Raw genomic sequence first — 16,874 nt, forward strand, 5'->3', positions numbered from 1 at the left:
TAAACATGTGGGAAAAGAAGAGGTGTTTGTCAATTTACTTTCCGAGTAAAGCTTTTTTCTCCCGCCTTCTTTGGACAGATGAAGAGATACCAAGGGCTTCGCGGTATTTTGCGACCGTGCGGCGTGCAATATCAATCTGGTCATTTTTCAAAAGCTGAACGATTTTGTCGTCAGAGAGAATTTTCCCAGGGTCTTCACCATCAATAAGGCGCTTTATTTTGTATTTTACCGATTCTGCACTATGAGCATCTCCGCCGTCAGCCCGATTGATGGCGGAGGTGAAAAAGTATTTCAGCTCAAAAATACCGCGTGGGGTAGCGATATATTTATTGGAGGTTACCCGTGAAACCGTACTTTCATGCATCTCGACAGCTTCGGCAATGTCGCGCAAAACGATGGGTTTTAAATATTCAATGCCCTTTTGAAAAAAGGCATCCTGTTGGCGTACAATTTCCGTTGCGACACGCAATATGGTGGTTGCGCGTTGATGAAGGGATTTGACAAGCCAGTTGGCAGTTTGAAAACATTCACTGATGTAATGTTTCGAATCCTTATCCAAGCTGAGTTGGTTGACTTCGGAGTAATATGTATTATCGACCAGAACGCGTGGCAGATTTTCATTGTTTAATTCGACGCGCCATTTGCCCTTCAGGCCTTGTTTCATCAAGATGTCCGGTGTGATGGCTTGAATTTCACTGGTGTCGAAGGCAAGCGCGGGACGGGGATCAAGGGCTTGTATTTCCGTGATCATGTCTTGCAAATCTTCTTCGTCGATACGACAAATTTTCAGCAAAGCATCAAAATCGCGTTTCCCCAAGAGATCAAGATTATCAATCAGGCTTTGCATCGCTGGATCAAAACGATCTTTTTCCTTGAGTTGAAGGGCGAGGCATTCTGATAAGTTACGCGCAAAGATACCAACGGGATCAAGTCGCTGCAGTTTGCGCAAGACTTGTTCCAGCAGTCTTTCTTCACAAGCGAAACTGTCCGCCAGTTCGCAAAGATTGCCTGTGAAATAACCGCTTTCATCCAGATGTTCGAGCATCAATGTCGCCATCAATCGTTCGCTTGTATCTGAGAAATCCAGATTGATCTGTTCAATCAAGTGGTCGCGCAGTGATAAGATGGTGGAAATATTTTGTTCCCAGTCAAAGCCTTCACCGTCGCCACTGCTGCCCGCTTTGGATAAGGACATATTGTCCAAACCGCCGGACCCGGCCAAAGTTTGATCGCCGGGTGTATCGCTGCTCCATTGATTGTCGACGTCTGCGTCAATTGACTCGCTATGGCTGCCCTCTTGATTATTGAGGTTCAGGTCTTCAAGTGCTGGAGAGTCGGGGCTCTTCTCGCCGTCGTTTTTCTGAGGGTCGGCAGGTTCCTGAAAAGGGGCATCTTCGCTTTCATCACGTTGGAGAAGCGGATTGCGTTCCAGCTCTTGTTCAACAAAATCGTTAAGTTCCAGATTGGACATTTGCAGGAGCTTAATCGCCTGCTGCAATTGCGGTGTCATCACCAGCGATTGCGACTGTTTGAGATCTAACCTGACGCTGAGTGCCATTGTTTATCTCAACCTACAAACTGAAACGTTCGCCCAGATAAACGCGGCGGACGTCTTCGTTGCCAACGATATCACGCGGGTTGCCTTCCATCAGGACGGCGCCATCGTGAATGATATAAGCGCGATCAATAATATCCAGCGTTTCCCGTACATTGTGGTCGGTGATCAAAACGCCGAGCCCACGATCTTTCAAGTGTTTTACCAGTTCGCGAATATCGCCCACGGCAATGGGATCAATCCCTGCGAACGGCTCATCCAGTAAAATGAAATGGGGTTGTGAGGCCAAGGCCCGCGCGATTTCAACCCGGCGGCGCTCCCCCCCGGACAAAGCCAAGGCAGGCGCGCGGCGCAGGTGTGTAATCGAAAATTCTGCCAACAAAGCTTCCAGACGGGCTTCGCGGCGATTGCGCTTTGGTTCCACAACTTCTAAAACGGCGCGAATATTTTGTTCGACGGTCATGCCGCGAAAAATAGAGGCTTCTTGCGGCAAATAGCCGATACCAAGTCTGGCCCGGCGATACATTGGTAAGTCTGTAATGTCATGGCCATCCAGCGTAATGGAGCCATAATCAGGTGCAATAAGACCGGTAATCATATAGAAACATGTCGTTTTCCCGGCCCCGTTCGGCCCCAGCAAACCGACGACTTCACCACGTTGGATTTTCAGGCTGGCGCCACGCACGACCGGACGTTTTTTAAAACGTTTCCCTAAACCGTCTGCGACCAATCCTTGATTATCAGTGACGACGTGCGGTGACATCTTCTTTTGTTTCATTCTTTTTTCCGACATGTGTTGCGGTATAGAACCGCTTTTTCGTTCCCAAAGAGATGGCACTATTATTGCATAGTTTTCCCGCTTGGCAAGACTAACCCGCGTACCCGGCTATCTTTTGTTCCGGCGCAAGATTTCAATCGGCTGACATTTGTTTTTAAATTGACGGTTGCCGAACACCCGTTGAGCAGGTTCCCATTCCGTTTGATTTTAACAGAACCGGTCAGTGTCGCAACGGCGCTTTTGACATTATAGACGCCTTTGTCTGCGGTGATATGTTCGGTTTTGGTAGTAATAATCACATTGCCAAATGCGTTTACCCGATTAATTTCGCTGTTGCCTTGTTTGTTTTTACTGAACAGAGAAACCAGAACGTCGGCCTTAATTTGACGGCCTTCCCTGACGGCTGTGGCATTGCCACGTGCAACGGCTTGGGCACGTTCTTCCCAATATTCCAGTGTATCGTCAGCGCTGATAATATCTTGCGGGGTGACCAGTTGTGGTCGCGTGCCAGATAAGACCATAATTGCACGTTTCAGGTCATAAACGGCCTTGTCACCCGTGGCTGTTTCTGTTGCGGATGTGATTTTTACGTTGCCGACGGCTTCTAATCGATGGATGTCTGTCTGACCTTGGGCGCCATCTGCCATTTTATCATTATAGTAGGCACGCAGTTCATCGGCTGTGATGGTTACATCTGCGCGTTTTGCGGTTGCGTTTCCCTGGGCAATAATCAGTTGTTGATTTTGCTGCCATTCAATCCCGTTATCGGCATAGATTTCCAACGGTGCGTTGGGCGACCCGCTGGCGAGGTTAAGGTCTTGGGCCTGCGCAATGGATGTCAAGAAGACCAAGGCAGCAGCAAGGAAGGGTACAGATTTAAACATTAATTTTGTCGTATCCGGTTTAAATAAAGTTTGGCTTGCGACTTGCCTGTGAAGATGATGGTTTTCCCTTTGTCGATCAAGCGAAAACCTTCGGCCTCGATCCGACCAAACGGGCCTTGGCCTGTGACGGGTGTATGTCCCTCTGCCGAACCGTTGGATAAATCAACCCCGGCGGCATCGGTATGCATTTCATAACCGGAGTCGTGAAAGAGGTTAACGGCACCGCTAAGTTCCAGATATTGACTGGGGCGATCATACAACCCGGTTTCCGAGGTCAGGACCAGCCAACTGCCATCATCCAGCGTGATATCTGCTTTGGGCAGTTCCAGCAAAATGCTTTGGGTTTCATCATCGGTTTTTTTGGCAATGTCGGCGGTGATTGCGAAGGGTTGGTTGTCGTCGTCGGTGCCAATATAGCGTGCGTTGATCATGGATGGATCTTTGGCTTCGCTGATTTCGATATTTGAAAAACCAATACTGAACCGCCGGGAATCGGCCTGTAGGTGTGGCCAGATAACAATCATAATAATCAGGATTACGGCAACAGCGGGCAAAAGCAGTTTCATCAGCTGCACGAAACGGGTGTAGCTCCGACTTGCTTTTGAGCGTTTGGTGATGGAAATAGCGTGCAGATCACTGTAGGCCTTGCGAGCGGGCGGTGTCTCGCGTTGTGATGTGCTAGCCAAAGCCATGAAAGCTGTCCATCCTCAGTTTAAAAATATCAATTAAGCAATACCTGCACGCAGGCAATCGTGAATATGTAAAACACCATCAACTGTACCGTCCTCATTCAGAACGAACAAACTGGTGATTGATTTATCGTTCATAATCGCGAGCGCTTCAACGGCTAATGCATTTGCGCCGATTGTTTTTGCGCCCACAGTCATAACGCTTTCTGCTTTTTTACAGATTAAGTCATCCGTCATGTTGCGTCGTAAGTCACCATCGGTGATGATTCCCAACAGTTTTCTGGTGTCATCGACAACGGCAACACAGCCAAAATGTTTGGCGGTCATTTCGAGCAATGTCTCACCCATTGCGGTGTTGAGGCTGACCAGCGGCAGGGCATCACCCGTATGCATCAGGTCTTTTACCTTCATCAATTGATTGCCGAGACTGCCGCCGGGGTGAAATTCTTTGAAGTCGGAGGCAGAAAAACCACGTCGTTCCAGCAAGGCAACGCTTAGGCAATCGCCAAGGGCCAAAGTCATGGTTGTGGATGTGGTCGGGGCCAAGCCAAGGGGGCAGGCTTCTTGGGCGTTGGGTAAAACAAGACTGATATCTGCAGCTTCGGCTAATGTGCTGGTGGCACGCGAAGTGATGGAAATCAGCTTGATTGAGAAACGCCGCGTGTAGGCAATGATATCTGAAAGTTCCGCTGTTTCACCGGAATTGGATAAAGCAAGAATCGCATCTTCCCGCGTCACCATACCCAGATCACCATGACTGGCTTCGCCCGGATGGACGAAGAAGGCTGGGGAACCGGTCGATGCAAGGGTTGCTGCGATTTTACGCCCAATATGGCCGCTTTTGCCCATGCCTGTTACAATAATGCGGCCCTTTACATGGGCCAGAATATCGACGGCGCCAGCAAATTCACCGTTTAAGGAGTCTGCCAGGGCTTTTAAGCCATCAGCTTCAAGCGTGAGAACGCGTTGTGCCGATGCTATATCCTGTTCGGCGGGGCGGGCTTTCGCAGTGCGGGAATGTGGTGCCATTTGAATGGGTCTTCTGGTTATGGTTTTCGACCGATTTTCCCGATTTAATGGGAGAAAATATCAATGTCAGGCCAGCCGCCCAAGTCAAGGCGGGCGCGCGTCGGCAAAAAGTCAAAACAGGCTTGTGCAATGTCTTTGCGGCCTTCACGGATCAACATATCATCCAGAATTTTCTGGAGTTGATGCAGGTAAAGAACGTCCGAGGCGGCATATTCAACCTGCGCCGGGGAGAGTTCTTTTTTACCCCAGTCGGAGGATTGTTGCTGTTTGGACAGGTCAATATCAAGCAGTTCCTGACACAACGCCTTTAATCCATGTCGGTCCGTATAGGTACGCACCAGTTTTGATGCAATTTTTGTGCAGTAAACCGGGGTGCATGTCACACCGAGATACTTTTCGATAATCGCGACATCGAAACGGGCAAAGTGGAAGAGCTTTTCCACGTTCTGATCGGACAGGAGCTTTTTCAAGTTTGGTGCGTCATAGGTTCCTTCGTTGAAATGAACCAGATGTGCATTTCCGTCACCTGATGACAACTGCACAACGCACAGGCGATCACGATGAGGGTTCAGCCCCAGTGTCTCGCTGTCAATCGCAACAGATTTACCAAAATCGATATCGGAAGGAAGGTCCCCGTAATGTACTTCAATCGCCACAGCTAAAACTCACTTTAAATTGAGATGAGAATGGATGTGTTATCCACTTTACAGAAGAATGGTGCCCAAGAGAAGAGTCGAACTTCCACGGCCTTGCGGCCACAGGTACCTGAAACCTGCGCGTCTACCAATTCCGCCACCTGGGCATTCTTCAAAGGGGCGTTGTCCGAGGGACGAGCGGGGTTTTAGGGCTCTGACGCATCGTTGTCAATAAAAATTCTGAAAGTTCCCTTATTTTTTTCAAAAGCAGTCTTTTTTGCTCAAGTCGGAGGTTGTCGACCCGTACGATCAGGTATATAACCACACAAGGAAATCAGTGGCCTTTGATCTGATGTGTCAGAGGTTTTAGTAGTTTTGTTGTAGGAGTATTCAGGTATGGGGCGCCGTATAGCGACAGTCTTTGGGGGATCCGGTTTTCTGGGTCGTCATATTGTAAAACGTTTGGCCTCTCAGGGCTATACAGTTCGAATTGCGGTTCGCGATGTGGAAGCGGCCATGCATCTTAAGCCCAACGGTAATCCGGGGCAGATTATCCTGCAGGCCTGCAATGTACGTAACCCTGAAATGGTTGCCAATTCCGTACAGGGTGCTGATGTCGTGATTAACCTTGTCGGTCTGTTGTCACAATGGGGCAAGCAGACATTCGATGCGGTTCATGTCGATGGCGCAGGCAATATTGCCAAAGCTTGTAGCGATGCAGGTGTTGCCAATTTGATCCATGTGTCTGCAATTGGTGCGGATGAAAATGCTGAAGCTCAATATGCCCGCACAAAAGCAGCTGGCGAAAAGGCTATTATGGCGGCTTATCCGAATGCGACGATTCTGCGTCCAAGCGTTGTCTTTGGTCCCGGCGATGGTTTCTTCAATAAATTTGCCAGCATTATGCGCTTCACACCGGCGTTGCCGGTGATCGGTGCGCCGATGTTCCCAAAAGTCTCTTTCGAAAATGGCGAACTGGATATTAACCTGTACGGGGATGGCGGTGCCAAGCTTCAGCCGGTTTATGTCGGTGATGTGGCGCAGGCGGCGATGAACGCGATTGATAATGCGGATGCCAAGGGCAAGACTTATGAACTGGGCGGACCGGAAGTGATGACTTTCATGGGGATTATGAAACGCATTTTGAAACATACCGGGCGTAAGCGTTACCTCGCCCCGGTATCCTACCCGTTTGCAAAAATTCTCGGTGGGATCATCGGGTTCTTGCCAAAACCGCTGCTGACCGGCGATCAAGTGACCATGCTGGAAACAGACAATGTGGTTTCTGAAGGGGCGCTGACCCTTAAGGATTTGGGGGTTGAACCGACTTTGGCGGATGCTATTTTGCCGACCTACCTGTTCCGTTTCAAAGAATTGAAGAATCAACCGCGCCACGTGGAACGCCGCGTTTAAGGTCTATTTTTCACTTTCTTAAAAAGCCCTGATCGGGAAATCGATCGGGGCTTTTTTTTAGGTTTAAGAAAGAGGGCGACGGTATAAAAAACGATACTTTGAAAAAAGGGTGTTTATTTTATAAAAATTTTAAAGTAACGTTAATAAAATATCAGTGTTATATCGATGTTATAATCGGAAATCATCATGGAAAAGTTTTTTAATAAGACACCCTTTGGCAATATCATAAAGTTTTCGTTCGGCGTTCGTCAGAAGTTGATCGGAGCATTCGCTGTGGTTTCTGCACTTGCGGTGATTTCCGGTATGGTTGCTTTTTTGGCCTTTGATATGGCCGGAGCAGAGTTGAAGAATATTACAGATGAACAAGTCCCTCCGATGTTGACGGCGAGTCGCTTATTAAAACAAAGCGAGCGATTGGCATCTGATATTCGCGCTTATGCATCTGAAACGGAGGCTGAAAAATTAACGCAAGCCAAATCCCATATTGCAACATTGTTTTCGATTGTTCAGAAAGAATTGAATGTTTTGATTGCGACTTTTCCGCACAATGATGACGTCAAAAAAACAAAAGAAATTATGGAGAAGATCGAACAGAGTTTTGATGAAATTTCCGTCTTGCAGATCAAAAGAATTACGGATCAAGCGCAGTTGATCATCAATTTTGATGCGCTGGAACAAGAACGTAAAAAAATTACGGCCAATTTGGCGCCCGCTTATTCATCAACGCGGGGGCAAATCGAAAATGGCAAATTTGTTTTGCAGGAAAAACCGGCTGATTTGAATTCCCCCATCGTTGCGCAACAGCTGTTAAAAGAGGTTTTGACGGCAACGGATGATCGTTTGAAGTATTCAGAACTGGAACGTTTGAGTTTTGAATATGAAAGTGCATTGAAAAATACATTAAAAGAAAACGATCCTGCGAAATTGGCGTTGGCAGGCATTCAAACGTCCGTTCTTTTAAGCAGTGCGCGCGAAATTGCTGACAGCTTCACCCCGAAAATGAAAAATGTTTTCGATGAAATCATTACAAACTTGGCTGTTTTTGCGGAAGGCACGGATGACAAACGTTCCTTGATTGATTTGCGAAGTGATGTCTTGGAAACATCGCAAAATGCGAAAGATTCGATTGCGCGATTGTATGAAAATCTAAATCAGTTGGGTGAGACAGTAGGGACGTTGGAAAGTCGTTTTAATCAAAATATTCAAAATGCGGGTCGGGCTGCGCGTAAAGTCAGCGACCAGATGCTGTTGGCGGTGGCGCTGGCAACGGCGACCAGTCTGCTGGTCTCGGTTTTAACCGTCTGGCTTTATGTTATTAGAAATGTTGGTGCACGCTTAAGCCATTTACATCAAACCATGCGCGCTTTGTCTCGCGGGGATTTAGATGTTGTTGTGAATAGCACAGGAAATGATGAAATTTCAAAAATGGCAAATGCTGTTGAAATTTTCAAAACCAATGCCAAACAGATTGAGGCAATGAAAGAAAGTGAGCGCCATAAAGCCTACAGTCAAAAAATTGAATTGGCAGATGAATTACAGAAAATCGCACATACATTGGAAGAAGAAGTGCAGGACCTTGCCAAAGGTGTGAAAGATCAGTCCTCTTTGCTGCAACAGGCGGCGGATGCGTTAGATGTGGTTGCCGGGGATACCCGTTCACGAAGTCAGGAGGCGGAAAATGCCTCTGAGGAAACGTTTCGGGCGGTGGGGACGGTTGCTGCTGCGATGGAAGAGTTATCGGCAACGATTGAGGAAATTCAACGTCAAGCAACCTATTCTTCCGAAATATCGGTGGCGGCACAGGGGCAATCTGATGACGCAAATCTTAAAGTTGAAGGGTTGATGCAAGCGGCCTTGAGTATTGGGGAAGTTACAAAATTGATTTCCGATATTGCGGAGCAAACCAATTTATTGGCCTTGAATGCGACCATTGAGGCAGCACGTGCCGGTGAACATGGCAAGGGATTTGCCGTTGTTGCGGCGGAAGTCAAGACACTGGCGGATCAAACAACCAAAGCGACAGGCCAAATTTCGAGCCATATTTCACATATTCAATCGGCAACACAAGAAGCGGCAGGCAGTATTTCAAGTATTTCTGAGACCATTGCCAAAATCAGTGAAATTGCACTGACTATTGCCGATACAGTGAAAGAGCAAGGCCAAGCCACTGAGGAAATATCGCAAAACATGCGAACCGCAGCAGAGCGCACGGAAGAAGCCCATGCAGAGATTAATACGGTGTTTCAGGATGCAGAAAAAACCAAATCATTGTCGGCACAGGTTCGTGATGCCTCCGGTAATGCGGCCCAACAAATTGTCGCATTGGATGGCAATGTCAAAATGGTGATTGATCAATTGCGCCAATCTGCCCAAGCGCAAAATAAATCCGCTCAAGAAGCAATAGGGCAGACTGCTTAAGTCGTTTCTCCCGTCCTGTTGTGCCCTTTTTATAGGGGGGCAGGCGTTAAACTAATGGCCTCGGAATTACTCTGAGGCCATTTTTTTAAGAGAACTTGATGATTTAGCTGGCCATGCTGGCGGGCATTTTTACCGCAATGACACGCCCTTTTGCGCAAACGGTTTCACCTGCACTGACGGTGATATCGACAATAACCTTCTTTTCTTTACATTCGATGATTGTCCCGCGCAGTTTCAGCGTTTGGCCCATCGGGGTCGGGGCTAGAAAATCAACATTCAGGTTGGCTGTGACAAACCGCAACGCTGGTTCGCTGCCCAGTTCACGACCGGCGGCCTTATAGGCGGCGGCGGATGCGCTGCCTGTTCCGTGACAGTCGATGAGGGAAGCGATCAAGCCGCCATAGACAAAACCCGGAATGGCGGTGTGTTCCGGCAACGGGTTAAATTCTGCAACTGTTTCTTCACCATCCCAAAAGCTTTTGATCTGATGACCGTGTGCGTTGTTGTTGCCACAACCGTAGCAATGGCTTAAATCGGCGGGATAATAATCCTGAAAGGCTTTCTCAGACATTTCTTATGGTCTCCTTGTTCCTATATGGCGGGCATCATAGGAGGTGTCGTCAAAAAAATAAATATAAGAAATATATAATATTGTAAGCGACCGAGAAGGCTAGGCGTCTTCACCCAATTTGGCACCACTTTGTACAATGATTTCGCCAAACTCACGCAGATAAACAGACCCTTTGACGGTGCGTTGAACCAAGACGCTGCGACGGTCTGTATCATCAACTTTGCGACGCAGAAGCTCCATTTGACCAAGGCGGTCAAGGGCGCGCGTTATGGCGGGTTTGGAAACGTTTAAGCTTTCTGCCAAACCACGCACGGTATGGGGTGGCGGTGTCAGGTAAACGGTCAGGAGCAAGGCCATTTGACGGGCGGACAGATCAGGACCATCACGACGTACGCTTTCGATAATCGCTTTACGCCAAAGGTCCAGTGCCTGAACGGGTTCTAGTTCTACAGCCATTTTACTCGCCATTTGTTACGGGTTCGAACATATTTACTAAGCTATGCAGGGCAGGGCAACGTTTAATATTGATTAAGTTCGATTTTTTATCATGGCAAAGGCCGCGCGAAGGCCCATTGCCTCCCCGCCTTCGGGGCGTCCGGCTTTGGTTGCGGTATTCCAGCCCATGACATCCAGATGTGCCCATGCGATGTCTTTTTCGACAAATTCCTGTAAAAACAAGGCTGCGGTGATTGCTCCGCCATAAGGGGCCGACGATTCGTTGGAGAGATCGGCTGTCTTGCCATCAATCATTTTGCGATAAGGTGCCCAGAGCGGGAGACGCCACATATTGTCGTCTTCTTCCTGTCCGGCATTTAAGAGATCATTTGCGAGTTCGTCATTGTTGGAGAACAGGGCTGGAAGTTCTGTACCCAAGGCGACACGGGCGGCGCCTGTCAGGGTGGCGAAATCCAGAACCATATCGGGTTTGTCTTCGCAAGCCAAAGCCAGCCCATCGGCGAGTACGACGCGACCTTCTGCATCGGTATGTCCGATTTCAATGGTAAGGCCTTTTCGCGAATCGACCACATCCAACGGGCGCATGGCCTTGTCTGAAACGGCATTTTCCACAGCCGGGATAATGACACGCAAGTTTACAGGTAGTTCTGCGCGCATAATGGCTTTGGCCAGTCCCAAAACATGCGCGGCACCGCCCATGTCTTTTTTCATCAATTTCATAAACTGGGCCGGTTTAATGTCCAGTCCGCCGGTATCAAAACAAACCCCTTTGCCGACCAATGTGATTTGAGGACCATCTAATGTCCCCCATTTCAGGTCGATCAGGCGGGGGCGGCGTGTGCTTTCGGCCCCTTTTCCGACGGCATAAACGGCTGGGAAATTTTGTTCGATAAGGTCTTGATCAATGATGACCTGGCAATCGGCCTGAAATTCGTCTGCCAAGTCCTGTGCCGCCTGCGCCAGTTCAACCGGGCCCATGTCTGCGGCGGGGATGTTGATCAAATCGCGTGTTAATTCGATACCTTCAGCCAAGGCGGTGACGCTGAGTTCATCGGCAAACTTTGGTTTGATCAGGCGGGCAAAGTCTTTTGTCGATTCTTTATACCAATCAAAACTATAACAGCCCAAAGCCCAGCCCAAACATGCGCTTGTGGCTTCTTCGCGGCCCAAGCGCCCTTTAATCTTGTAGGTTGCGTTGGGAAGTTTTGCGGGCAGTGCGGCATAATCCCACATGGGGTTATGGATGGAAATACCAACCAAAACATCCTCGATGGTGCCTTTCTTGCCGGGCAGCGCGAGCGTTGTCCCGCCTGTGGCCTTGAACTCGTTGGCTTCGATCCAGCTCTTTGTCTCTTTATCCTGCTTTTTCAGCCATTTCTCGAATTCTTCAGTTGGGACGGGAACCAAAGTAATGGTTTTGTCGTCGCTTTTATCCAGCAGATAATCCAGAGAAGGCATGGAGGCATCCTTTTTCAAATGAGATGATTTGCCGCCATAATGACCGGATTACATTAATCCGACAATCCCAAATGTGAAGGCGATGTAATCTGTATTGTCCTGTGAATAGAACTCTTATAAGTTTATTTTCAAATAAGCGAAAAGGAATGGATAATGTCTGCACTTTGTTTGATTTTGGGAAATAAAAATTATTCTTCTTGGAGTTTGCGCCCCTGGTTGGTGATGAAACATTTGGGGTTGGATTTTGACGAAATTATTGTGCCCTTATTGCAAGGTAATTTTAAGGAAGAACTTCTCACGCATTCTCCATCAGGCAAAGTGCCGGTTTTAAAGGTAGATGGGCAGGAAATATGGGATTCTCTGGCGATTTGTGAATATTTGAACGAAGAATATCCCAATGCAAACCTTTGGCCGATTGATAAATCAGCCCGCGCCCATGCCCGTTGTATTTCATACGAAATGCATTCCGGTTTCTTTAATATCCGCAATGATATGCCGATGAATATGCGTCGTGCGCGTGGTAACTTCCAAGCCAGCCCCATCTGTCAGGCAGAAATTGACCGGGTCCTCGCGATCTGGACAGACTGCCGGGAAAATTACGGACAAAATGGTCCGTTCCTGTTTGGTGATTTTTCGATTGCAGATGCCATGTTCGCCCCTGTCGTCAGCCGGTTTGAGACTTACGATATTGCGGTTGAGGGGTCCGCGAAAGCGTATATGGAAACCATCTTGAATATGGCTCATTTAAAAGAATGGCGCGAAGCGGGTGCTGTGGAAGAATGGGTTATGGATGTAGCGGAAGTATAAAAACGGATGTTTCCTGCTGCTTCCTTATCGCGGGATGAGGAAGACCGACAAGGTCGGTTTTTGTGATGTGATGATCAGGGCGCAAGACGTGCTCGGGCGTTGAGATCCATGAGGGAGGGAAGCGGCGCCTTTTGATCGTTCATCCATGCGAGAATATCTTTCCAGACAAGGGGGCCGTTTTTATCGCGCGGCAACCAGTGCCAGCCGTTTTCATAAAGGGCAACGCGGTGCTGGACCGGCAGGTTTTTAACCATCTTTGCGGTGGGAATGCGCGGGATCACTTCGTCTTTGTCCCCATATAAAACAAGACTGGGTGTTTCTAATTTGGCTGCATTGTGTAAGGCGCGTTCCATTGCTTGTGAAACACCGTAAAGGGCGTCAACGCGTGTTGCGCGAATGACAAGGGGGTCCAAGCTCCAATTTTTCCAAGTTTCTAGGGCATCGGTGGGTTGCACGATGCCACCACCGCTTAGCTTTATCCACGGGACGCTATAGCTGAACATATATAGGGCGGCCTTTTGATACCACGGCCATGTGCTCATGCCCCAAACGGCAGGCGCGGAGAGAATTGCCCCGGCAACAGGCAGGGGTTTAATTTCCGCCAATGTATTTAAAACAATCGCACCGCCCATGCTTTCACCCATGACGTATAAAGGCAGGTTTTCATAACGGCTGTGTACCAGATGAATAAGGGTGGCGAGGTCATTGACCATTGTGTCGGTTCCGGCCCAAATTCCGGGGTGCGGGCCTTTTCCGAACCCGCGCTGATCATATGTAATCAGTAAGATGCCGTTTTCTTGTAAGAATGTCGGCATGTCTGGCATTAAGAAATTGCCATAATCGTTAAATCCATGAACTCCCAGCAAAACGGCCTTGGGTGCCCCATCTGGTTTCCAGATACGCAAGGGCAGTCTGGCCCCATCGGCAGCAACATAAAAATCGCCGTCCAAATTGGGCACGTTTTTCACTGGGCCTGCACCTTCCATATAGGGGGTGCAGGCAACCAGAAACAGGCAAAGGCCAAGGCAGAAAAATTTAAGCGATTTTAGCATTATCTTCCCTGGTCAGACGCAGGAAGAGGTCTTCCAAATCGCTTTCTTTTGTGACGAGGTCGGCAACGGTCAGTTTGGCTTGGGAAACCAGATCCAAAATTTTGGCGATTTCCACCTTGCTAGGACTATATTGGAAGGATAGCTGATTTGGACCTGTCAGGGTGACGTTATAGCCATGTCCGCGTAAAATATCGGGGACGTCGTTCAACGTTTCTGCGACGGTGACGATCAATTCCTTGGCATCCATTTTACTGAGCAAGGTTTTGGTTTCATCACAGGCCACCAAGCGACCGTGGTTGATGATTGCGACTTTATCACACAGTTCTTCGGCTTCTTCCAGATAATGCGTTGTCAGCAGGACGGTGGTGCCTTGACGGTTCAATTCCCGCACATAATCCCACAATTGAATACGCAGTTCGATATCCACCCCGGCGGTCGGTTCATCCAAAACTAAAATTCTGGGGGAATGGACCATTGCCTTGGCGACCAAAAGGCGGCGGCGCATACCGCCAGACAGGGTGCGGGCATATGAATTGGCTTTATCCGCCAAGCCGACAGCCTCCAAAATTTCATCGGTGCGACGTTTGCTTTGCGGGACACCGTAGAGGCCAGCTTGAACTTCCATCAATTCACGCGGAGTGAAAAAAGGATCGAGGTTGAGTTCCTGCGGGACAATACCGATGGCGCGACGTGCGGCGCGCATCTGGTCTTCGATATCGTAGCCCCAGATTTTGGCCTGCCCGGATGTTTTAATAACCAGTCCGGCAAGAATATTGATGAAGGTGGATTTCCCTGCGCCGTTTGGCCCCAATAAGGCGAAGAAAGAGCCTTGTGGAATGGTCAGGGAGACATCGTTCAGGGCATGTTTTTCCGGTTGTCCGTACTGCCCCTTATAGGTCTTGGATAGATTTTTTACCTCAATCGCCCCATTCGGGGTGGAATTAGAGGTGTCATTATTCTGATTTTGCGCTATAGAAGCTGTCACGAAATTTGCTCCGGTTGTAATCCTTTAATGCAATCGGTATCATCCAGTTTAGTTTATGACAATGTTTTTAGGGGGCATTATGAAGCCTGAAGAAATCATCGAGGTTGAAACTGCATCCGTTGCTTGTGATGGTGACGGCGGCGCTGCGGGCCACCCGCGTGTATTCTTGAGCTTGAAACAGGAACACGGCTACGAAGTCGTTTGTCCGTATTGCTCCAAACATTATAAGTTAAAAGAAGGCGTGTCCCTGCACGGTCACTAAGACACGTTTTTGAATAACTGATTTATGCTGAAAAGGATTCCCGTCAAGAGTGGGAATCCTTTTTTGTTGCTTGCAATTTGCGCCTATAAACTTAAAAGTGTTTTTATGGTTTTGTTTGTGACTTTTAAGGGGGCGTCATGCGCTGGTTTATTTTATCTCTTGCGTTATTCATGTTGGTTGTTTCACCTGCAATGGCGCAAACCAGTTGGGAAAAGCTGATAAAGGACATTGAAAAACCGGATATGAGCGCAAATCAACCGGCAGACAACGCAAGCGGTCCTCAAGTATCTATGCCGGATATGGCGGCGCAGTCGTCAGCAAAGGCAGACACCAAAGACGATGTGGGGATGAAAATAGTCAGTTCCTATAAATGTGAAAATCCGGATATCCCGGATTGCCTGTTTGATCTGCGTTATAAACCGCGTTTGGTGGATGTTGAAAATTGTCGGGATATGACCGCGTTATATTTGCAAGCGGTTGCAAGTTATAATCGCTGCGTTGATCGTCGTTCACGCAAACATGCCCGCCGTATTGTGAATTTCTTCAACTGTGCGGCGGCAAAGCGTGAAGAATGCCCAAGTCTTTATGGGGATGATTAAGAAGGCGTCCCTGATATAGAGGCGCCTTCTCTTGAGCTTTAAACCTGATGAAGCTGGCAAACACGTAAATCTTCCAAAATATCGTCCATCATGTTGAAATATTGGTCCGGCCCGCTTGTGCGATCAAACCCTTGTAGTTTGGTTGCGGCTTGCGCACAGTTGGGGGCTTCCAGATTAAAACGCCACGCCAGATAGAGAACATCTGATTTGGGAACGTTGATGGGGACGCTTTTATCGCTCTTTAAGACCTGATGCATTTTGCTTTCCAGCTTTTTAAGCTTGGCAATCAAGGTGATTTCATTATCCAGAATATGTTCGTAATTGTCGGGAAACTGTGTGACCAACATGGCGGACATCCGACGCACAGCCATTTTTGCCAAACGCGGGTCCAGCCAGAATTTCATATCCCCGAAATAGTCTGCATTGTGGGCCGCTTGTGCGATGGGTTTGTGAAAAAGGGGAATGTTATCACTGAGGGTCAGTTCCTTGCGAACCAGTTCAGGATGAGACAGGCGCAAGGGGATGAGGTTGCTTTCATATTTCGGCCCCACCCAAATCATCATATCGGCGCGGTCGATTTTGTTTTTTTGGTCATTGCTCAGTTGCGGATTGTTTAGATCATCTGCATGGGCAAATAATAGGCCGGGTGTCGCAACCCCTGCCATCAGATCGGATACGAGGGAATGAAGGGCGGGGACACTGACCAGAATGTTCTTTTGTTCGGTTGCATGGGCCGTGTGTAGGGGTGATAAGATAGTGAACAGGGCCAGCAGGCCAAGCATAAATATACGCAAGGGAAATCTCCTTGAAGAAAATGAATTTGAAAAGAGGAATAAGTCAGATCAAATTCGTAGGAGGAGATCGTGGAGTCGCAATGCGTGCGTGGCGCTGAGTTGCCGGTTCAATACGGTGAATAAAGGCTTGCTTGATTTGCAGGACATGGGCGCGTCCCAAAAGGGGGAAATCCTTGGGCGCAATGGCTTGACTAAGGTGCTGAAGCTGACAGTAAGGGCAGAAATTCGCAAGCTTGCTTTCTTCGTCTGTTTCACCTTCAGGCAGGGTAACCAAGCCATAGGCGCTACAGATAATTCTGAATTCCGGTGGAAGATCCTGATTTGCGGTGTTTTGTGCCTGAATGGCCAGCGGTGTGAGAACCTGAAACAAAAACGCAAAGACACCAAGGCAAGCGCAGAACAGGCGCTTGTCTAAAAGACGGTGTTCAAGTTTTCGGGTTCCGTGCAAGATTTTTGTCCCTATCTTTATTATGGTTTTAATCTATAGCG

18 protein-coding genes and 1 tRNA gene are annotated in these 16,874 nt (G+C 48.3%); 5 read left to right on the top strand and 14 right to left on the bottom strand.

The annotated features are described in order from the left end of the window. Positions 1-34: 34 nt before the first annotated feature. The 7 genes from rpoN to ACN0VA_RS11995 all read right to left on the bottom strand — a co-directional run bounded on the left by rpoN (position 35) and on the right by ACN0VA_RS11995 (position 5,737). Entirely contained in the window at positions 35-1,558 is a 1,524-nt protein-coding gene (gene rpoN / locus ACN0VA_RS11965) for an RNA polymerase factor sigma-54 (protein WP_417821379.1), read from the bottom strand. Positions 1,559-1,571: 13 nt separating this feature from the next. Further along, positions 1,572-2,333, bottom strand: a complete 762-nt coding sequence (gene lptB, locus ACN0VA_RS11970; RefSeq protein WP_417821380.1) for an LPS export ABC transporter ATP-binding protein — start codon at positions 2,331-2,333, stop codon at positions 1,572-1,574. A gap of 62 nt (positions 2,334-2,395) precedes the next feature. After that, the gene (locus tag ACN0VA_RS11975; RefSeq protein ID WP_417821381.1) at positions 2,396-3,217 is read right to left on the bottom strand and encodes an LptA/OstA family protein; all 822 of its coding nucleotides are present in this window, start codon (positions 3,215-3,217) and stop codon (positions 2,396-2,398) included. Continuing rightward, the gene (gene lptC, locus ACN0VA_RS11980; RefSeq protein ID WP_417821382.1) at positions 3,217-3,909 is read right to left on the bottom strand and encodes an LPS export ABC transporter periplasmic protein LptC; all 693 of its coding nucleotides are present in this window, start codon (positions 3,907-3,909) and stop codon (positions 3,217-3,219) included. The genes ACN0VA_RS11975 and lptC overlap by 1 nt, the downstream gene beginning before the upstream one ends. A 33-nt stretch (positions 3,910-3,942) precedes the next feature. Beyond that, positions 3,943-4,935, bottom strand: a complete 993-nt coding sequence (locus ACN0VA_RS11985) for a KpsF/GutQ family sugar-phosphate isomerase (protein ID WP_417821383.1) — start codon at positions 4,933-4,935, stop codon at positions 3,943-3,945. Between the two features lie 44 nt (positions 4,936-4,979). After that, a complete protein-coding gene (locus ACN0VA_RS11990; RefSeq protein WP_417821384.1) occupies positions 4,980-5,591 on the bottom strand; it encodes a ribonuclease D in 612 nt (203 codons plus the stop codon). A gap of 59 nt (positions 5,592-5,650) precedes the next feature. Continuing rightward, a tRNA-Leu gene (locus ACN0VA_RS11995) sits at positions 5,651-5,737 on the bottom strand. A gap of 229 nt (positions 5,738-5,966) precedes the next feature. On the opposite strand from ACN0VA_RS11995, the gene ACN0VA_RS12000 reads away from it, so the two are divergent. Both ACN0VA_RS12000 and ACN0VA_RS12005 read left to right on the top strand, forming a co-directional pair. After that, a complete protein-coding gene (locus ACN0VA_RS12000) occupies positions 5,967-6,983 on the top strand; it encodes a complex I NDUFA9 subunit family protein (protein ID WP_417821385.1) in 1,017 nt (338 codons plus the stop codon). A gap of 186 nt (positions 6,984-7,169) precedes the next feature. After that, positions 7,170-9,401: a methyl-accepting chemotaxis protein gene (locus ACN0VA_RS12005; RefSeq protein ID WP_417821386.1), complete on the top strand. Its 2,232-nt coding sequence runs from the start codon at positions 7,170-7,172 to the stop codon at positions 9,399-9,401. A gap of 103 nt (positions 9,402-9,504) precedes the next feature. On the opposite strand, the gene ACN0VA_RS12010 is transcribed toward ACN0VA_RS12005, so the two are convergent. The 3 genes from ACN0VA_RS12010 to ACN0VA_RS12020 all read right to left on the bottom strand — a co-directional run bounded on the left by ACN0VA_RS12010 (position 9,505) and on the right by ACN0VA_RS12020 (position 11,886). Then, positions 9,505-9,972: a PaaI family thioesterase gene (locus tag ACN0VA_RS12010; RefSeq protein ID WP_417821387.1), complete on the bottom strand. Its 468-nt coding sequence runs from the start codon at positions 9,970-9,972 to the stop codon at positions 9,505-9,507. A gap of 99 nt (positions 9,973-10,071) precedes the next feature. Then, a complete protein-coding gene (locus ACN0VA_RS12015) occupies positions 10,072-10,428 on the bottom strand; it encodes a MarR family transcriptional regulator (RefSeq protein WP_188661542.1) in 357 nt (118 codons plus the stop codon). A 72-nt stretch (positions 10,429-10,500) separates the two neighbouring features. Then, entirely contained in the window at positions 10,501-11,886 is a 1,386-nt protein-coding gene (locus ACN0VA_RS12020) for a leucyl aminopeptidase family protein (RefSeq protein WP_417821388.1), read from the bottom strand. A 153-nt stretch (positions 11,887-12,039) separates the two neighbouring features. On the opposite strand from ACN0VA_RS12020, the gene ACN0VA_RS12025 reads away from it, so the two are divergent. After that, entirely contained in the window at positions 12,040-12,693 is a 654-nt protein-coding gene (locus ACN0VA_RS12025) for a glutathione S-transferase family protein (RefSeq protein WP_417821389.1), read from the top strand. Positions 12,694-12,767: 74 nt separating this feature from the next. On the opposite strand, the gene ACN0VA_RS12030 is transcribed toward ACN0VA_RS12025, so the two are convergent. Both ACN0VA_RS12030 and ACN0VA_RS12035 read right to left on the bottom strand, forming a co-directional pair. Continuing rightward, positions 12,768-13,745 carry an alpha/beta fold hydrolase gene (locus tag ACN0VA_RS12030; protein WP_417821390.1) on the bottom strand — a complete coding sequence of 326 codons (978 nt, stop codon included), beginning with the start codon at positions 13,743-13,745 and terminating at the stop codon, positions 12,768-12,770. Then, positions 13,729-14,730 (bottom strand): ABC transporter ATP-binding protein, encoded by a 1,002-nt coding sequence (locus ACN0VA_RS12035; RefSeq protein WP_417821391.1) that lies wholly within the window; start codon positions 14,728-14,730, stop codon positions 13,729-13,731. The genes ACN0VA_RS12030 and ACN0VA_RS12035 overlap by 17 nt, the downstream gene beginning before the upstream one ends. 79 nt (positions 14,731-14,809) lie before the next feature. On the opposite strand from ACN0VA_RS12035, the gene ACN0VA_RS12040 reads away from it, so the two are divergent. Further along, complete coding sequence (locus tag ACN0VA_RS12040; protein WP_188661552.1) at positions 14,810-14,992, top strand: zinc-finger domain-containing protein; 183 nt, start codon at positions 14,810-14,812, stop codon at positions 14,990-14,992. A gap of 137 nt (positions 14,993-15,129) precedes the next feature. Further along, positions 15,130-15,591, top strand: coding sequence for a hypothetical protein (locus tag ACN0VA_RS12045; protein ID WP_417821392.1), 462 nt, complete (start codon positions 15,130-15,132; stop codon positions 15,589-15,591). Between the two features lie 38 nt (positions 15,592-15,629). On the opposite strand, the gene ACN0VA_RS12050 is transcribed toward ACN0VA_RS12045, so the two are convergent. Further along, the gene (locus ACN0VA_RS12050) at positions 15,630-16,385 is read right to left on the bottom strand and encodes a metal ABC transporter solute-binding protein, Zn/Mn family (RefSeq protein ID WP_417821393.1); all 756 of its coding nucleotides are present in this window, start codon (positions 16,383-16,385) and stop codon (positions 15,630-15,632) included. Between the two features lie 43 nt (positions 16,386-16,428). Beyond that, positions 16,429-16,833: a DUF2946 domain-containing protein gene (locus ACN0VA_RS12055; protein WP_417821394.1), complete on the bottom strand. Its 405-nt coding sequence runs from the start codon at positions 16,831-16,833 to the stop codon at positions 16,429-16,431. Between the last annotated feature and the right edge of the window lie 41 nt (positions 16,834-16,874).

Source organism: Terasakiella sp. (assembly GCF_048267425.1).
Taxonomy (GTDB): Bacteria; Pseudomonadota; Alphaproteobacteria; order Rhodospirillales; family Terasakiellaceae; genus Terasakiella.

Coding starts and splice junctions, on each gene's coding strand:
- rpoN (WP_417821379.1), bottom strand. CDS start 1,558: ATGGCACTCAGCGTCAGGTTAGATCTCAAACAGTCGCAATCGCTGGTG.
- lptB (WP_417821380.1), bottom strand. CDS start 2,333: ATGAAACAAAAGAAGATGTCACCGCACGTCGTCACTGATAATCAAGGA.
- ACN0VA_RS11975 (WP_417821381.1), bottom strand. CDS start 3,217: ATGTTTAAATCTGTACCCTTCCTTGCTGCTGCCTTGGTCTTCTTGACA.
- lptC (WP_417821382.1), bottom strand. CDS start 3,909: ATGGCTTTGGCTAGCACATCACAACGCGAGACACCGCCCGCTCGCAAG.
- ACN0VA_RS11985 (WP_417821383.1), bottom strand. CDS start 4,935: ATGGCACCACATTCCCGCACTGCGAAAGCCCGCCCCGCCGAACAGGAT.
- ACN0VA_RS12000 (WP_417821385.1), top strand. CDS start 5,967: ATGGGGCGCCGTATAGCGACAGTCTTTGGGGGATCCGGTTTTCTGGGT.
- ACN0VA_RS12005 (WP_417821386.1), top strand. CDS start 7,170: ATGGAAAAGTTTTTTAATAAGACACCCTTTGGCAATATCATAAAGTTT.
- ACN0VA_RS12010 (WP_417821387.1), bottom strand. CDS start 9,972: ATGTCTGAGAAAGCCTTTCAGGATTATTATCCCGCCGATTTAAGCCAT.
- ACN0VA_RS12015 (WP_188661542.1), bottom strand. CDS start 10,428: ATGGCTGTAGAACTAGAACCCGTTCAGGCACTGGACCTTTGGCGTAAA.
- ACN0VA_RS12020 (WP_417821388.1), bottom strand. CDS start 11,886: ATGCCTTCTCTGGATTATCTGCTGGATAAAAGCGACGACAAAACCATT.
- ACN0VA_RS12025 (WP_417821389.1), top strand. CDS start 12,040: ATGTCTGCACTTTGTTTGATTTTGGGAAATAAAAATTATTCTTCTTGG.
- ACN0VA_RS12030 (WP_417821390.1), bottom strand. CDS start 13,745: ATGCTAAAATCGCTTAAATTTTTCTGCCTTGGCCTTTGCCTGTTTCTG.
- ACN0VA_RS12040 (WP_188661552.1), top strand. CDS start 14,810: ATGAAGCCTGAAGAAATCATCGAGGTTGAAACTGCATCCGTTGCTTGT.
- ACN0VA_RS12045 (WP_417821392.1), top strand. CDS start 15,130: ATGCGCTGGTTTATTTTATCTCTTGCGTTATTCATGTTGGTTGTTTCA.